Origin of the sequence: Pseudoalteromonas sp. NJ631 (assembly GCF_000276645.1) — a bacterium.
GTDB lineage: Bacteria > Pseudomonadota > Gammaproteobacteria > Enterobacterales > Alteromonadaceae > Pseudoalteromonas > Pseudoalteromonas piscicida.
Map to the genome: position 1 here is coordinate 379,714 of NZ_AKXJ01000002.1, position 17,032 is coordinate 396,745.

General features: G+C 42.4%; 11 protein-coding genes. 3 read left to right on the forward strand and 8 right to left on the reverse strand.

The features are described 5' to 3' along the window. Positions 1 to 954: a carbohydrate kinase family protein gene (locus A587_RS0106175; RefSeq protein ID WP_017216861.1), complete on the forward strand. Its 954-nt coding sequence runs from the start codon at positions 1 to 3 to the stop codon at positions 952 to 954. 63 nt (positions 955 to 1,017) lie between these two features. Here the strand turns inward: A587_RS0106175 and A587_RS0106180 are convergent, their stop codons facing one another. Then, positions 1,018 to 1,512 (reverse strand): YcgN family cysteine cluster protein, encoded by a 495-nt coding sequence (locus A587_RS0106180; RefSeq protein ID WP_010378688.1) that lies wholly within the window; start codon positions 1,510 to 1,512, stop codon positions 1,018 to 1,020. Positions 1,513 to 1,741: 229 nt separating this feature from the next. Continuing rightward, entirely contained in the window at positions 1,742 to 3,664 is a 1,923-nt protein-coding gene (locus A587_RS0106185) for a sensor histidine kinase (protein ID WP_232288024.1), read from the reverse strand. Positions 3,665 to 3,980: 316 nt separating this feature from the next. On the opposite strand from A587_RS0106185, the gene A587_RS0106190 reads away from it, so the two are divergent. Together A587_RS0106190 and A587_RS0106195 are read left to right on the forward strand one after the other, a co-directional pair. Then, complete coding sequence (locus A587_RS0106190; protein WP_017216863.1) at positions 3,981 to 5,114, forward strand: Na/Pi symporter; 1,134 nt, start codon at positions 3,981 to 3,983, stop codon at positions 5,112 to 5,114. A 136-nt stretch (positions 5,115 to 5,250) separates the two neighbouring features. Then, the gene (locus A587_RS0106195) at positions 5,251 to 5,730 is read left to right on the forward strand and encodes a hypothetical protein (RefSeq protein WP_017216864.1); all 480 of its coding nucleotides are present in this window, start codon (positions 5,251 to 5,253) and stop codon (positions 5,728 to 5,730) included. 3 nt (positions 5,731 to 5,733) lie between these two features. Here the strand turns inward: A587_RS0106195 and A587_RS0106200 are convergent, their stop codons facing one another. The 6 genes from A587_RS0106200 to A587_RS0106225 all read right to left on the reverse strand — a co-directional run bounded on the left by A587_RS0106200 (position 5,734) and on the right by A587_RS0106225 (position 16,865). Continuing rightward, complete coding sequence (locus A587_RS0106200) at positions 5,734 to 6,897, reverse strand: anhydro-N-acetylmuramic acid kinase (RefSeq protein ID WP_017216865.1); 1,164 nt, start codon at positions 6,895 to 6,897, stop codon at positions 5,734 to 5,736. Then, entirely contained in the window at positions 6,898 to 8,832 is a 1,935-nt protein-coding gene (locus A587_RS0106205) for a RecQ family ATP-dependent DNA helicase (protein ID WP_017216866.1), read from the reverse strand. After that, positions 8,829 to 9,590: a substrate-binding periplasmic protein gene (locus A587_RS0106210; protein ID WP_010378672.1), complete on the reverse strand. Its 762-nt coding sequence runs from the start codon at positions 9,588 to 9,590 to the stop codon at positions 8,829 to 8,831. Before A587_RS0106210 ends, A587_RS0106205 begins: the two co-directional genes overlap by 4 nt. Before the next feature lie 166 nt (positions 9,591 to 9,756). Next, positions 9,757 to 12,225: a glycosyl hydrolase family 18 protein gene (locus tag A587_RS0106215; protein ID WP_017216867.1), complete on the reverse strand. Its 2,469-nt coding sequence runs from the start codon at positions 12,223 to 12,225 to the stop codon at positions 9,757 to 9,759. A gap of 52 nt (positions 12,226 to 12,277) precedes the next feature. Beyond that, positions 12,278 to 13,705 (reverse strand): lytic polysaccharide monooxygenase, encoded by a 1,428-nt coding sequence (locus tag A587_RS0106220; protein ID WP_017216868.1) that lies wholly within the window; start codon positions 13,703 to 13,705, stop codon positions 12,278 to 12,280. A gap of 46 nt (positions 13,706 to 13,751) precedes the next feature. Beyond that, complete coding sequence (locus A587_RS0106225) at positions 13,752 to 16,865, reverse strand: glycosyl hydrolase family 18 protein (protein WP_017216869.1); 3,114 nt, start codon at positions 16,863 to 16,865, stop codon at positions 13,752 to 13,754. Between the last annotated feature and the right edge of the window lie 167 nt (positions 16,866 to 17,032).

Genomic DNA, 17,032 nt, shown 5'->3' on the forward strand with positions numbered 1-17,032 from the left:
ATGGCACTTGTTTGTTTTGGTGAGGCATTGATTGATTTTTTATCGGATGGCAAAACTCCAGAGTCATTCACTAAATATGCAGGTGGTGCGCCTGCAAACGTTGCGGTAGCTGCTGCAAAGCAAGGCGTTGGTGCATATTTTTGCGGTATGTTAGGCAATGATATGTTCGGCCAGTTTTTAGCTCAAGAGTTACAGGCTAATGGCGTAAATACTCGTTACCTTGAGTTTACTGATAAGGCCAAAACGGCATTGGCATTTGTTTCTCTTGATAAACAAGGTGAAAGAAGTTTTAGTTTTTATCGGCCACCAGCGGCGGATTTGTTGTTCAGGCAAACACATTTTTCTGAGGATATGTTTACTGAGCATTCTGTATTACATATATGCAGTAACAGTCTTACTGAAGAAAATATCTATAAAACCACGGTTTATGCGCTTGAGCGCGCACGAGCATACAGCATGCTTGTTAGTTTTGATATGAACCTCAGGTTGAACCTATGGAGTTCGACTGCGCATATTCTTGATAGAATTTGGCATTGTATCGCGCTAAGTGACGTCGTTAAACTCTCTCGCGAAGAGTTGGAATATCTGAACGAAAATAGTCATGCGGGTAAAACAGAAGCGCAAACCATAGCCGCTATCATGGACAAGCAAACTCAATTATTATTGATAACGGACGGTGCAAATCCTGTTGAGATTTTTCTACCAAATCATAGTGCTAAAGTCGCTGCGCCAAATGTTGTCGCAGTGGATACTACGGCTGCGGGAGATGCCTTTGTCGGGGGGTTACTTGCTGAGATCATTCGAAAGTTTAAATTTACCCGAGATACTAAGTTTGCCATCTCACTAGATGACGCAAAAGACTTAGTTGCGTATGCTGCAAAATGTGGTGCGTTCGCCGTTCAACGCTACGGTGCTTTTGCCGCTTTGCCGTCTAAAGGTGATATTGGCGAATAGAATACCTTTTTCTGGGATAGATGCATGCTGTACCGCAAAGCATCTATCCTAGGACCAGCTTCTTTAGTCGCTGTCTTTGTGGGGCCACTCTACTATATGCGCTTCAAAATCAGATTCTAAATCTACTTCCAGCTCAGAAATTGCCTTACCAAAAATACTGATGCCCGCATCGATCATGGCTTGTTTGGAACCATTGTTTCTAAGTGGATGCCAGCTCGCCAGTCCCCTGCCCTCATGAAGTCGTCGATAACTACAACTGTTTGGCATGAAAAAGATATCTTTGAGATTTTCTTTGGTTAGCTGTACGCAAGAGGGTACTAGAATTTGCCTTTCGCTGTAGCGGCTACAACCACAGCTATTTTTATCGTTATATTGGCAAACAACATCGGTGTAGAGTAGCTCTTCTCCTTCGCGCAAAAAGTCGGTGCTCTCAAATGATTCATCTTCTTCATCGCCGTCGATAAAAGAGTGTAAACAGCATTTACCACAACCATCACAAATCGCTTCCCACTCATCTCTAGTCATTTCTTCGAGTACTTTTTCTTGCCAAAAGCTCATTACTTTGCCCCTTCATTACGCTTTTTTGCATCATATTTGATTTGTGAAGTTGGAATCGATCACATCAAACAAGCGGCGCATTCTATAGGATAGTTGAACATAATTCAAAATTGGCGAACTATTTATGGCTGACTATGATTAAAGTACTATTTTTATTTCATAATCTTTGGCTTAAGCTAATACCGCAACGAAATAATAAAACGTGAGTGCGAAAACACACTGTTGTATATCAGTTAAAAGCGGGCACTTTAGTTAATGGAAGCTTGATCTCCATGTTCAACCCGCCTAATAGACTATTAAAGGATTCAATTTGTCCACTGTGAGCTTCTACCACTTTTTTGCACATCGCAAGGCCCATCCCCTTGGATTTTCCCGAATTGGTCCTTGCTGATTGTGATTTGTAAAGCGGGTCAAATAGCTGTTGGTGCGCCTCATAGGATAGCGGAGTGCCTGAATCTTCAATGCGAATGATTAGATTGCTGTCTACGCTAAAGAAACTCATCTTTACTTGGACCTTATCTCCACCATGCTTAATCGCATTACCTAAGATCTCGAGAACGCAATTAGTCATCGCGTCTAGGTCGACGGTTATTTTTTCTGTTCCAGATATTTGATAGTTAACCTCTAATTGCTCTTTATTATCTTTAAATAAACCCGCGGCCTGAGTATGCACTGTATTTACTAGTTTGCAGATTGTGAAGTCTCTAAGATTAAGCATAGTTGCTAACTTTTCATTGTCAGTGACTAGCATTAACTGATTAATAAATTGATTTAGCTCGTCAATTTTATCCATGAGCTTGCCGTAACTTTCCTGAACATTTTCAACGATATTGTACTGTAGGGATTCAACCTGTACCTTCATAACCGTAAGTGGTGTGCGCAGCTCATGAGAGAGATCGGTAAATAAACGTTGCTCTTTCTTTTCTAACGCCTGCTGATTTTGACGGTTGAACTGTTTCTCTGATTGTACTGTATTCGAGAGCGCATTCACCTGGGTTTGTAGCGTTGATAGCAGATTATTTTGGGCTGACTTATTTTGTTGCGCAAGTGCCAGCGTAAACAACATAACCTCAATTAAGTAGCCAAATTTAATCGCGCTTGATATATGATAAACATTGATAAAACCCGCATACATCGTCCCACCGATAGCAATGAAATTTACAAAAATGACATGGTTTAGCAGGCTGAGGGAAAAAGTTACAGAACCAGGAGCACTCTGTTTCAAAGACCAATAGCTGGTATAAAGAAATAGCGGGATGATACTCAAGCTTAATACTAGGTTGTAATGAACTGATTTTGAATAGATTGCCATTGGGATAAGCAGTAGGTAAGCCGCTAAAAATCCATTATATAAAAGGTGTAAGGTTTCGTTTCGATGCTTTAATTGTAGAAATTGCTTGATGAAAAGAAGGTGAAACACTGGTACAAAAGTCATCAAACAAGCTGAAAATAAGGTGGCAAATTTGCCTTGTGAAGGCCAAAAATATTGAAATGTGAACCCTGACATATCCAACACAATAAGCAAAAACAATAGCGTCCAAATACAATAGTAAGCGTTGGTCGCATTGGCATTAAAGTAGAAGTTAACCAATACAATAACAAACACGGCGGCGATGATCCCGCTTAGTGCAGCATTGGTAACCGTACTGGTAAGAACGTTACTGTTGAGCTCATTATCATTGATTAATCTAAGGTCAGCGGGGGCATTCGCAAAAGTTTGATAGCGGACAATAATACTTGCCCCTGTTAAGTGCTCTTTTGATAATGGCAGATATAATTGAGGTGCTTCCACTTCCCTTTTATTAAACGCGGTATTCAGGGTGTGTTGCATTAAAAATTTGACCTCGCCGTTGTTAATCAAAGCAACACTTAGCCAAGGTAATCTAGCAAAGCCAAATGCGATGTAATTTCTGCCCTCGGATACAAGCATATTTGGGGTGATCAATGCCCACTGATAAGACTCATTCTTTAGCTCAGGTACTTGGCTTGAAAGTACCTTTACAATAGATTGGCTTTCGCGCTCATTTATGCCGAGCGTTGAAGATAATTGCGCAGCATCGACTTCTCCAAAATGGATTGTTAATGGTTCACTTACTCTAAGCTCGGCACTAGGCGTAAAGTCAACTGCACCAGCCGCCATAGAAAAAAGCATAAAAATTAACGAGAAAAGTCTTAACATAGTGATATAAGGCACAATAATTATAGTTAAATCCTACTTTTAAATAGTGAAGCAAATGTGGATCAAATTTGGAGAAGTAAACAAATGTAAATGCATCACATAACTAATAATCAGTAAAAACAGTATATTACTACTATTAGTTACCATTGTTTCAAAAAATGCGATGAGAAAATGAGCATACGTGTCGAGTTACATAAAATTGAAATATAACTGTAACAATTGGGTGGTTAAATGCGCGGCTGAAATAAAAGTGTAATGAATGAACATTACTTACTCTAAGAGCGAAACTATGGTTAATCAATCTCAGACTTCAGCTAAACTTTTTAACTGGCTGTCAATCGTATTACTTGTTTACTTAGTCTTAGTCGCAGTTGGCACTGTGAGTGGCGGTTTTAAATTGGCCTCAGGTGGAAGTGAAGGCGCGAAGGAAATCTTCGCATTTGCAACCAATCCAATCGTCGCCCTACTCTTAGGGGCTTTAGCAACTGCATTGGTGCAGTCCTCTTCAACGGTAACTTCTGTTATTGTTGGCCTCGTTGCTGGTGGATTACCTATTAGTATCGCAATTCCTATGGTGATGGGCGCAAATATTGGTACGACTATTACCAACACGCTCGTTTCTATCGGCCACATTCGTAGTAAAGAAGAGTTTAGAAGAGCGTTTGCCGCATCCACCGTACATGACTTCTTTAATTTATTAGCCGTTACTATTTTCCTTCCTTTGGAAATTATGTTTGGCATGTTAGAGAAACTTGCGTCAGGACTAGCCCATGTATTTGTTGGTGATGCTGACTTATCGTTAAAAAGTTACAACTTTATCAAACCACTAGTGAAACCAGCGGTTAGCGTGGTAAAAGATGGTGTTAGCTTCTTAGATTCTACAGCAGCAGGTATTGCCATGGTTGTTATCGGTATCATGATGATCCTGTTCGCTGTAACTTACTTAGGTAAATTACTCAAAAAGGCGTTGGTAGGTAAAGCGAAAGAATTATTACACAGTGCGATAGGCAGAGGCCCTGTTGTAGGTATAAGCTCAGGCGCTTTAGTTACGGTAATGGTACAATCGTCTTCGACAACAACCAGCTTGATGATCCCACTCGCTGGCAGCGGCGTATTTACCACTCGTCAGATATATCCATTCACTTTAGGTGCAAATATAGGCACTACAATTACCGCTTTGTTAGCGGCGACTTCTATCACAGGTCCTGCAGCAGAAGTCGCATTAACGATTGCACTTGTACATGTTATGTTTAACGTTTTTGCGGTAGCACTTATTTACGGTTTACCATTACTGAGAGAAATCCCGCTTCATCTAGCTGAGAAGTTAGCCGAGATTGGTGCGCAGAATAAACCAGCAGCTTTGGCTTACGTATTAGGTTCATTCTTCGTATTTCCGGGGCTCATTATGCTCGCAGTACGATAAATAAAACGGACAAAGAATGCATTTAAAGCTCGGTATTGCCGAGCTTTGACTTTTGTAGCCTTTGGTTGATAAGTCATAATTCTGTAATCTAGCTTTGAGATAATTAACATTGTCTTGTAAATAACGAAAGAAAGTAATGAGTAGCAAACTTGGTATTTTTAGTTTTAATGCAGCACAGATCACAAGTTCTATGAGGGGACAGTACCGTGCTGTTCAACCCTATGAGAAACTTAGTCTGCAACCAGGTGAGCAAGGACTTTCTTTGGTGATAGAGTTGCCAATGGATGCGCGTATTGATGACCGAGTTAACGTTGTACTAACAAAGCACGGCGAGCGAAATACTAAGTGCGAGGTCTCTTTGGTGGTTGATCCGGAGTCTTATCTCACTAAGATTGTCGAAATTAAAGTAAAGCAATCGCTTGATGCAGGTCCTTACTTTATGCAATTGAACCTAGTGGGACTCCACGATTACCTAAAGAATGCGGCTGAGTTTGATATCATTTTGAATGAGCGACTTATCGTAAGCGAACCAGTATCTGAAGCGGTTACAACTCAGACTACTGGCTTCAAACGTATTTTTAACTCTGCGGTCAGCGCTGTATTATCCGTTTTTTAGCGACTATGTTGGTAATGAAATCTTACCCATAGAAAAAGGCAGTGCATCGCCATCACCTGATACGGTTTCATTCGCAAGTAGCGCAAATAAAGCGGCCTCTTTGGCATCAGGGTTGATACCCAGTTGTGAGAAATCCTTGATTAAAACACGGTTATTCAAATGGCTTTCAATTCGCTCCATTAAAAATACATTATGAATACCACCTCCGCTTACATATAGCTCTAATTCAGCCGTACTAAGTTTATTCACCGCATTTGCGACGGTGATAGCTGTGAACTCTGTCAGTGTCGTGATGATATCTTCATGATTATAATCTTTTCCATCCAATGCATGATGCACGAAAGTTTGATTAAATAACTCTTGTCCAGTTGATTTTGGAAGTGGTATATCAAAGAATTCGTGTGACAGTAAGGCTTCGAGAAATGGCAATTGAATTTTGCCACTTGACGCAATCTCACCATTTTCATCAAATGGCAGCCCTAATACGTGGCGACAATATTGGTCTACTAATGTGTTTCCTGGACCGATGTCACTACACATACTCTGCGTTAGTGCACAATTTTGTGGTAAATAAGTAAGGTTTGAAATACCACCGATATTGAGTAAAACCCTATCGATACTCGTGTCCGAATATAATAGATAGTCACCATATTGCACGAGAGGCGCGCCCTCATATCCTTTGGCGATATGCTTTTGTCTAAAGTCTGCGATGGTGATGATGTTTGTTTTTGTCGCAATAATATCGGCGTCAACGATCTGCAACGTACTATTTAAGTTTTCAATGTCTGCAAAGGCTTGTTTCGGACAATGGTAAAGTGTTTGTCCATGACTCGCTATTAAATCAACAGTGTCGGCCGCAACTTGCCATTCTGCCAAAGCATTATTGATGAGACTTGCGTACAACTCACCGAGCCAAGCATTTAATTGACATAACGTTTTAAGATTTACCTGAGATTTAGACGCGTGATCACTGAGAAGCTGCTTTTGCGAAGAGTTGTATTCTATCGTGGTAAATTGTTCGACCGTTAGCTGTGTATTTTTTCCTACACCTTCAATTTTACATAACGCAATATCTAACCCATCCAATGAGGTACCGCTCATTAGTCCGAGTATGTATTTGGTCTTTTTTTCCGCGATTGTGGCGAGTTTAATAATATCTGTTTTCATTTATAACGCGCGCTCCATGATCAGTGCTTTTGCCGTGTCATACTTTACGCCGGATAAGCTACCAAACCCCTCAAGTTGTCTGAATTTATATTTAGTAAAATAGGGGCAATTTAAACCTAACAAAAACAAAGTTTTGAGATGAGTTGAAAAATTAACGCCGCGTTGCGATGCAAAATGTGACGCGTCTCTTAGAATATTTCGTATTGTTTCAATATCTAATTCTTGGCTCTCTTGTACATTGACGATCAGATGCTTACCGCTGCAGACTCCGCAATGGCCACATTGCTCTGGTGCGTGCATATCACCGAAGTAGCTGGCAAGCGCTTTGTGATAGCATGAAGTCAGTTGGAAAAATTTAAGTAAATGTCTTAGTCGTGCAAGTTCGCCTTGCTCTTTAATTTGTGATTGCTGATAGAAAGACTCAACTAGTTCATTAATGTTTACTTGTTGAGGAGGCTTTGAATAAACCGACGTATATTTAGCGACTTTTACGTCAATCAGTTGTTGGTTTTGCAAATACTCAACGACTTCTTGGACTTTAGTCAGTGGGATGTTTTGCTCGCTTAGTGCTTGATGTGAAAGCAATCCCCATTTCTTTTTGAATTCAAAACACGAGAATAGCTGAGTCAAAAACAGTTGCCGCTCGGGCGAGTACTTGGCTAATATTTTATCTTTGTCCTGGATGAATGCGATGCTTAGCTCTGCAAAATAGCTGTAGTTTACCTGTAAGTAACCTTGCAGTTCTAGCTGGACGATAAGTGTTTTTAGTACCAATTGATTAATATTGGTTTTGTAAGCGAGATCGTATTCATTGAGGTGATAATCTGTAGCTGGATCACCGAAAATTTCGTTAAAAAGCTGTATTAATGACTCTCGCTCTAATGCACCGGCATAAACGAAGTTCTCTAATGTGGCAATTTTTTCATTATTAATTAAAGCAACGCAATGTGCATTCTCGCCATCTCTCCCCGCCCTACCCACTTCTTGGCTATATCCCTCAATAGATTTTGGCATATCATAATGTAGTACCCAGCGAACATCGGGTTTGTCTACACCCATACCAAATGCAATGGTAGCTACAACGATAAGGTTAACCTTCGTTAGAAAGTCTGCCTGGATTTGGGCCTTTTTCTCGCTCTGCAACGATGCATGAAAAGCTTCTGCAGGAAAGCCACAGGCAGTTATCATTTTTGCTACTTCTTCTGCTTGCTTTTGCTGCGTGACATAAACGATACCTGCGCCTTTTGCCTTTTGTAAAAAGGCGAGTAAATATTCGTCTTTTTGAGATTCGCTAATATGCACCGCACTTAAGAATAGATTCCTTCGATAAAAGCCCGTTCTAACGATATTTTGATCGGTTACATCGAATTTACCCGCCATATCGCGTGCTACTTTATTTGTTGCTGTCGCGGTGAGTAATAACACTTGGTTGATACCAAGTTCATGTCGATATTTAGCCACTTTTAGGTAATCTGGCCTGAAATTATGTCCCCATTCAGAAATACAATGCGCCTCATCAATGACAAGAAAAGAGATATTGCTTTTTGATAACAAAGTACGTGCTTTTTGGCTATTCAGCCGCTCGACTGAAATAAAGAGGACTTTAAGTGCATTGTTTCGTACTGCATCTTCTATGCGCAACGTTTCTTCTTTGCTTTGAGTACTATCAAGACAAGCCGTTGCAACCCCTTTACTTTGCAGGTAATCCCGTTGTTCATGCATCAGAGCTAATAGTGGTGAAACGACTAAGCACACCCCTTGCTTCATGATTGCTGGTAACTGATAACACAGCGACTTGCCAGCACCAGTTGCAAAAATAGCGATTGTACTTTGACCTTTAAGTATAGATTCTATAACTTCCGATTGCCCCGGACGAAGTGTCGTATGTCCAAATGTACTTCGTAATGTTTGAAAGAGTTGCTGTTGTTGAGTCATCCTGAATCTTTTCTATATTTTTCTGAGATATTCGCTATTGTGCCATTTAAATTGGTGATTGCTTCATTGACGCGCTCAATGTCACTACGCTTAAATGCATGACGTCCAAGCATAAAATGTATAGCGTTATCGTTAACTACATAAGGGTGTAGCTGAATGCTTTGATAGCCTAGCTTGTTGATATAGTAGTAGCCTGCGTCTTCATCTTCAATCAGAAAATCAACGCGGTTTTTAGCCACCATTTCTATTCGTCTGTCTAAGCTCGCGATTTCAAACAATCGCTTGTCGTACCAATCTATTTTTTTTATTTGTTTGACTTCCTCACCATAGTAGGCTCCGGGGTTAGCCGTAAATGTATAACCAGCAGAAAACAACTCAATCAAGTTACTATCGAGATCTATTTCCTTGTTAGCAAACAAGCGCATTTTTTCACGCCGGTATGGCGAGGAAAAATAAGCAATTTTTGCTCTATCAACGCTAAAGCTTGCGGATGGCAGGACATCAATTAAGCCTTTCTCAAGCTCGGTGATCCCCCGTGCCGACGAAGGAAGTTGAATGAACTCGATACAAAACCCAGCGCGCTCAAACACTGCTCTAGTGATATCTACGTCTATGCCATAAGGACGAGTGCCATACATAACAAAAGGCGGCCAGCTAGAGCCAATGCCGATTTTTAGGGGTGACTGACCCGCGCAGTCGGAAGCGTAGCTTTTCGAAAAAACTAAAACGAATAATAAAACGGATAAACGAATAAGCACTGCCAGAACTTATGACTCTTTTATGAAGTTCATTATGTCATTATGAAAGACCAAGCAGAAAAAGAAAGAAGAAATTGCTGATAAAAGGCAGATAATGGGTAACTTTATGTTTATGTGAATAAAAAATGAGCTTGACTGGCAAGCTCATTAATTGGGGATGGTTAGATTAGTTAGTTACTGCCTTCCATACATCTGCGGTTCCAGGTTCTTCACCTTGAGTCCACCATTTTGCTTCAAAGACATTGCTGTTATGAATTACTCGGTCACCACCGACATAAACTGTTGATCGATCCCAAGTAGGATATTGGGCGCCACCGTCTTTAATCGTGACATTAAATGTTGTATCAACAGCGTTAACGCCGTCTGATACGGTAACAGTTACCGGGACGGTTGTGTCGGCTGTGACATTTGCAGCAGTAATAGTCGCTGAGCTACCATTTGCTACTACGCTTAGCTCGGCTGGTGCACTCCAGTTATAGCTAAGCGCCGCGCCTTCTGGGTCAGTTGCTGATACATTGACAGTAGCCGAAGCCCCTTCGTTAACCGCAATGTCTGAAACCGGTGTAACGACCGGCGCTGCATTTGCACCTTCTGGGTTTACAACAACAACGATTGTTTTGGTTGTTGATAACGCCCCATCATTGACCGTTACAGTCAAGTCGTAACTTGTCTGTTGAGCGACTGAAGGAGCAGTTACAGCCACAGCTGCGGTGTTGTTAGCAGACAAAGCCAAACCAGGCGCAGCAACCCATGAATAGGTTAATGGATCATTGTCTAAATCGCTTGCATGCGCATCGACATTCACAACCTGACCTGAGGTCACATTGATTGGTCCAGAAACCCCGATAGTAGGAGCGCGATTAGGGATTTCACCTGCTGTAAGACCATCATACATTGCATTTAGAATGTCGCCATTATCAGCGTCAATTTCCCAACCAAATAAACCAGCTAGTTGATGAGTGTTTGCATACTGGCCTTTTGCGATAACGCTGCGTGGGCTATCGTAAGTGATGAGTTTACCGTTACTTCTGTTCCAAACATATGCTGCTTGTGCTTGCTCATCGTAGCCTACTTCATAACCATTAACGCCTGAACCACCTTGGCCTACAGCGTTTGCTGCAATAGCCTTGTAATCCATAATGCCCGGCTCCCAAACACCTTCACTTGTAGAACCTGTCAATGGGCCATTACCCGGCGCCGTCATCGGATTACCTGGAATGGCTGCATTTGCATCTAGCACACCTTCCCAGCCGCGGCCGTACATTGCAACGCCCATAACGAGCTTAGAGGGCTGCACACCTTGTTGAAGTAACAACTGAATTGCATGGTCGCCAGTATATGCTGGGCCTTTACGTGGCACTCCATTGTCGTCAACGCCTGTACCGTTACATTCGTCTGTGCTGAGATGAGAGCCACAATAGATACCGGTTTGATGACCCGTTTCATTGTTCCAAGCACCATAGAAGTCATAGGTCATCGCAAAGATATAATCCATATACTGTTGAGCAGCTTGGTAATCTACATCTTCAATCTTGTCATAACCCGCACCTATTGCAGAAGTGAGCTCATATTGACGTCCGGTTTCAGCTTCTAACTCATCTAGCATTGCACGAAGTTCTTGCATTAGCGCCACATATGCTGGACCGTCGTTAATTGGGTCGCCTAAATCTGGGTTTGGACCATCACCACCTGGGAATTCCCAGTCGATATCTACACCGTCATAAAACTTCCACGTTTTAAGAAATTGTTTTACAGAGGCCACGAAAGTGTCGCGGTTTGCTTTGTTTGTAAAGCCATGGAATGGGTCAGATAGCGTCCATCCACCGACTGAAGGCAGTATTTTAAGGTCTGGATAACGCTGTTTTAGCGCCATTAATTGAGAATATACACCGCGAATAGGATCTTTTGCATCCACCCCTGGCATAGATTTTTGCACTGCAGCCCAAGGGTCGTGAATGACGACTTCATAATCTTGGGAGTCAGCACACGCAGTTTGAAGCGCTCTCCAACTATTACCATTTTCGATGGATTTGAGTGATTCGTTAGGTCCGCAAATCGGAATAAAGCCATATAAAATGTGCGATAAGTTATGAGCTGGGATCTTAGTTACGTCGTAATTACGGCCATATATGCCCCATTCGACGAAATATGCACCCGTTACACGGCCTGGTATTGTACCGTTATTACGGTTGTTCGGATCTACATTCATAGGAAGTGGCGCTAGATGTGCACCGTCAGTGTCGGCAATGACGATTTCTTTCCCTGCGCTTCTTGCACATACTGTACCTTCACACAGTTCTAAATAAAGCTGATGGCGACCAGATTTAGTGTAGGGGAATTGTACTACCCCACTTTTAGTACCAGCTGCAAGCGTGCCTTGGTTTACGAGGAGATCATCAAAATATACTTTATAGTTATCGCCGCCAGAGCCACTCCATGCATTCCATTTGATGCTGATATCGACAACATCTTTGGCTTTTACCAGTTGCTTGTAAGAGCCAAGCCCATCTACGTTAACTTCAACGAACGAATACTGTTGTGGCTGCCAATCTAATGTTGGCGTTGAAGGGGCTGCAAGTGCCCCGCCACTCAGTAAGGCAAGTCCTATATAGCTGGTTATTTTATTAAGTTTCATATCTTCAACCTTATTGTAGTTACATGTTGTACCCAATTAATTTGGGTTTTCTTTAAATTGCTTTCCAAACATCGGACGCGCCGGGCTCTTCTCCCTGGGTCCACCACTTGGCTTCATACACTTTCTGTTGATGCGTTACTCTGTCGCCTGCGACATAGGTAGTTGTACTATTCCAAGCTGGGTATTGGTTATTTGTGCTATCTTGAACGGTAATTGAGAAACTTACGGCCGTGCTTGCTTTGCCATCAGTGACATTAAGTTCAGCCTGAAAGGTTTGATCAGCCGTCACTTCAGGTGTTGAGATGGAAATCGTGTCACCTTCGCCACTAAAGCTAAGCGGTGCAGGAATACTCCAAATGAATGTTAGTGGGTCATTTTGGTCGTCAAACGCATGAGCATGCACCGTCGCTTGGCTATTTTCTGCGATGCTTTGGTTAGAAATTGGATTTACCGTAGGAGCGGTGTTGTCACCCCCTTTTACAACGCTAAGATTGCTGGTGTAAGCGGCATGTGGCAAAAATACTTCGTTTGCTAATAAGGCGTTTGCATCAAACGCAATTGAACCGTCCGGTTGCTTAACACCAATGTTGACCTTATTTCCGTAATTGCTATTAAGGTAAAGAGCCAACTCAGCTTGCCATGTTGACGCATTAGTGGAGGTTACATTCAAGTTATGGCTAATCAGTTCATTCCCAGATTGATCAAACGTCCTAAACCACACGCTATCACCGGCTTTAGCATCTTGCCCTTGCTTTAAGAAATAGCCGCTGCTCACCCATTCTGGTGGCGTGCCTGTTGAGGTTATTGTGATATCAGAGCAATTGTAAAATCCCTCTCCAGCGACATCAAACCGCTGCCAACGGGTATATAAAACTGCATTGCCCTCACGGCCTTGCGGTATATCTATTTCCATTTTATAGAAGCGTTTACCTTCAGGATCCACAACGAAATCAATATTGCCAAATTCATTAATAAGCTCTAAATCATTCCAAGTCAGAGGAGATGTATCGCCATCGTAATTTGGCTTTGACAAGAAGAACTGCCAAAAACTGGGATTATGAGGTGTTGTCGCCCTAAAGCTAATGGCAAGTTTATTTTGAGCGTTTGGCTCTACAACTGTACGCTGCCAGTGTGGTGAGACAACACTCATGCCACTTTTGTTTGGGTCACCAGCTGAGCAAAGCGTACCATTGGGGATATTCGCTTTTACTGCCTCTAGATTATTGTAGTCAGCGGTATTGGTCGAAAATTCATGCTCTTGCACAAACTGAAAATGGCCTGAGTCCAAAAAAGCCGCTCGACATGCTAGGTTTGGGATATTTGATCCATCATCCGGCCACCAATAACCTCCTTGCGCTTGACAGATCGCCTGCCTTGCTCTGGGAAAGTCCATAAAACCATGAGCTGAAACTGCGCTTGAAATCAAAGCTGAGGTTGCGCCAAAAAGACCAAGCGCATATTTACGGTGTAAACTATTCATGCTTATTCGCCTTTTATAAAGGGGAGCAAAGCTCCCCATTTATTATTTACAAGTTGCAAACCTTGGTATAATCGCCGCTAACTGATGGTTGCTTATTGCTCCACCATTTCGCTTCATACACCGCGTTTCCTTCAACAATTAAATCACCTTGAGCAGCATGCGTGCCCTGTGGTAGGTTCGGGTAAACCACAATTTGACTGATAGGTGTACCTTTACAGCTAGTTACCGGATCTGTAGGCCCTGTACCAGGTGTTGCGATTGGTAAGTCGCTATATTCACTGGAAAATGCATAGCGGTTACCGTCTTTCTCAACCACAAAGTTAACGGGGCCAGAAATAGGCATGTAGTACATGACTTGAGCATTGATAGTTTCGCCGGGAGCAAAAGACTTAGGCGTACCACCCCACTCGTTCACAAGCGTGATCGAGAATCGGTGGAATTCGTTTTCGAAGCCGCCAATATTATTACCCGCAGCATTCGATCCATTTACGTCCACTGCCATGCCAAGCTTTTCTTGTGCATTCCAGTTAGATTTGAAAATTGCCGATGTTGCAACAGGAACATCAAACGAAATTTTTGCGCCACTCAAATCTATCGCTGAGTTATTGGTAAAGGCAAAAGTCGGTGCAATTGGATAGTTAGCATCTCCAGCTGGGAAATCTTTAGCAACGAATGTGACATCAACTGCAGAAGCTGGTTTTACAAAGGTCTTATTTCCTTGTTTAACGGAGTATGGCGTGCCACTTTGGTTAAACTTGTTGTAGGCTAAGCTTGTTAGCGATGAACCCATGAAGTATTCATTTTTGCTTACATCATAATCGAAGTCACCAGCAAGCTCCCAGAACATGATTCCGCCTAGTTCTTGGTTGATCACATAGTCGACTTTGGCGGCCATTGACTCTTCATCTTCAATGGATAAGAAAACATTCTTGGTGGCGTTCCAAAGCCAAGGAGCAACCGCCACGGAATCATAGTGGCGTGCATAAGTACCGCTAATCTGATGCTCTGGGTTGTTAACTGGATCTAGTCCATAATCACTTAGGTAAGTTCCTAACACGCCATTTTGAAGGTTTTTAACATGCCAAAGCGGGTTAGAGCCTGCCGGTACTTCCAAGCCAACATCGTTCTTGTCGTGCCACAGGTTATCGATACCCACTGCACCATTACCGCACTTGTTCTTTTCACCGCTGCCAGTTCCCGGAGGACAATCGGCTTGGTTAGGTAATGCAGCTTGCCCCCACAAACCATTTGTACCACCTGTTACATCTCTAAAGCCGCGAGTATAATAAGGGATACCTATGTTGATGCGTCCTGCAGAGACAGAGCCTCTGAAATATTTGACTGCCCAATCGGTATTAAGGTAACCAATTCCCTCAAACTCTTTGGTGCCGTAAACATTCCACTGTTTAAGCTCGGAATCTTCGCCGGTGTCGAATAGCGATGCGTTATGGCCAACGTGCTGGTTCCACGCTCCGTGTAAGTCATAAGACATGATATTGACGTAGTCTAGATACTTAGTGACTTGGAATGTCTCCATACCACGTAGAAGGTAACCAGAAGATGGTGATGCGATCGTTAATAAATAGTGAGTATTGTCTTGTTGACCTGCTTGGTCTAATGCTTCTCTCAGTTTTTTCATTAATACTTGATAAGAAGCATTCAATGCTGCTCGACGCGGGTTTGATATCGCAAAATCATCGGGGTGACCAGAGTCATTCATAGAAGATGGGTATTCATAGTCAATATCGACACCATCAAAGTTGTATTTACGGATAAATTCAACTGAACTTGCTACAAACGCATCAATACCCGCGTGATTCACGCTGCCATCTGCATTGGTCGTCATCGTATAGAAACCGCCGCTGGCAATTCGCTTACCTGTTTCGTCGAAGTAGCCACCAGTTTCCGCCCAACCGCCGACTGAGATCAAGGTTTTAACATCAGGATGCTGTTTCTTAAATTTGTTCAGCAAGTTAAAATGACCGGTATAAGGAAGAGATGGATCCATCTCTGCACCAGCAACCCCCGGCCAAGTCATATTCGTCGCTGCATTGTTAGGAGCAGTTGGATTGCCTATTGAAACCTTGTTGTTGGCATCAACGTGCGCGAAAGCATAATTGATGTGGGTGATCTTATCCCATGGAATATCATCAACTAAGTAGCTCGGTTGACCATTCTTACCCGTTCTCCAACTGGTAAAGTAACCGATGACGCGTCTAGGGTGATCAGTCCCCATTTTTTCACGGCCATTTTCATCATAGATATCACAGTAGTTAGGCGATGTGTTGGGGGTCTGATAAAGACCATGCGGAACACAGCTGTTTACTACTGGCGGTGTTTCAACCACATTTGCATTGAGTATACTCTCTGCTGTCGCACCGGTATTATCTTCAACAACAAGCTTTAATGTTACGGAGCCCAGTTGCGTTGGTGTCCAAGTGTGCTGTGCCGGTGCAGTTGTGCTCTCATATGCGAGTTGGTCGTTAATAAGCAGTGTTAGTTTTGCGATTGAGCCGTCTGGATCTGAACCATCAAGAACGATGTCTACAGGTTGATTAATAACCAGGTCATTACGTCCGCCTAACGAAAGATTTGCTGTAGGTAACTGATTTCCTGTCGTATTAACGATAATATTAGTTATTAATGTGTTGGACACAGCTTGCTTGTCATCTGTTGCAACTACTGAAATTGCGTGTGTTCCAGCGGTTGCTGACCAGTTAAATGAAAAATTATCACCTGTCGCTGTGGTATCAATACCAACAGACGTGCCACCTACAAAAAACTCTACCTGCGTTACTTGGCCATCGCTATCTGTTGCATTTACAGAAATGGCAACGCTGTCATTTTCGTTAAAAGCGCTGCCGTCAGCTGGGAGTAAGCTTTGTACTGTAGGCGGCGTGTTGGTGACAACGCTGTCACAGTCGCCCAATTTTTTCCAATCATCCCATTGTCCGGAATGGGTAACTGGATCAGCCTGAGTCCACCACTTTGCTTCAAAAGCTTGTTGCGATTTTTGTACTTGAGCACCACCATTATATGCCGAATTTTGTGACCATTCAGGTAAACCATCACAATTATAAGCATATGAGTTAGCGCAGAAAATGGCTCCGAGGAACGAAGCCATTTGCGATAATTTAAGGGTCTTTACATGTTGTTTCATAGTTTGGTTCTCCAACCATTTATTGTATTTGGTTAACAATAACAACATAAACCTAACACATAAAATCAATATGGCAACAACATTTTTCTCTAGCTGGTAACGTTGACGTAAGCGTTAATTGAGCCACATTTTTCATCAAAATGTAACACTAAATTATTGATTCATAT

Coding starts and splice junctions, on each gene's coding strand:
- A587_RS0106185 (WP_232288024.1), bottom strand. CDS start 3,664: ATGCTTTTTTCTATGGCGGCTGGTGCAGTTGACTTTACGCCTAGTGCC.
- A587_RS0106180 (WP_010378688.1), bottom strand. CDS start 1,512: ATGAGCTTTTGGCAAGAAAAAGTACTCGAAGAAATGACTAGAGATGAG.
- A587_RS0106225 (WP_017216869.1), bottom strand. CDS start 16,865: ATGAAACAACATGTAAAGACCCTTAAATTATCGCAAATGGCTTCGTTC.
- A587_RS0106200 (WP_017216865.1), bottom strand. CDS start 6,897: ATGAAAACAGATATTATTAAACTCGCCACAATCGCGGAAAAAAAGACC.
- A587_RS0106175 (WP_017216861.1), top strand. CDS start 1: ATGGCACTTGTTTGTTTTGGTGAGGCATTGATTGATTTTTTATCGGAT.
- A587_RS0106195 (WP_017216864.1), top strand. CDS start 5,251: ATGAGTAGCAAACTTGGTATTTTTAGTTTTAATGCAGCACAGATCACA.
- A587_RS0106215 (WP_017216867.1), bottom strand. CDS start 12,225: ATGAAACTTAATAAAATAACCAGCTATATAGGACTTGCCTTACTGAGT.
- A587_RS0106205 (WP_017216866.1), bottom strand. CDS start 8,832: ATGACTCAACAACAGCAACTCTTTCAAACATTACGAAGTACATTTGGA.
- A587_RS0106190 (WP_017216863.1), top strand. CDS start 3,981: ATGGTTAATCAATCTCAGACTTCAGCTAAACTTTTTAACTGGCTGTCA.
- A587_RS0106220 (WP_017216868.1), bottom strand. CDS start 13,705: ATGAATAGTTTACACCGTAAATATGCGCTTGGTCTTTTTGGCGCAACC.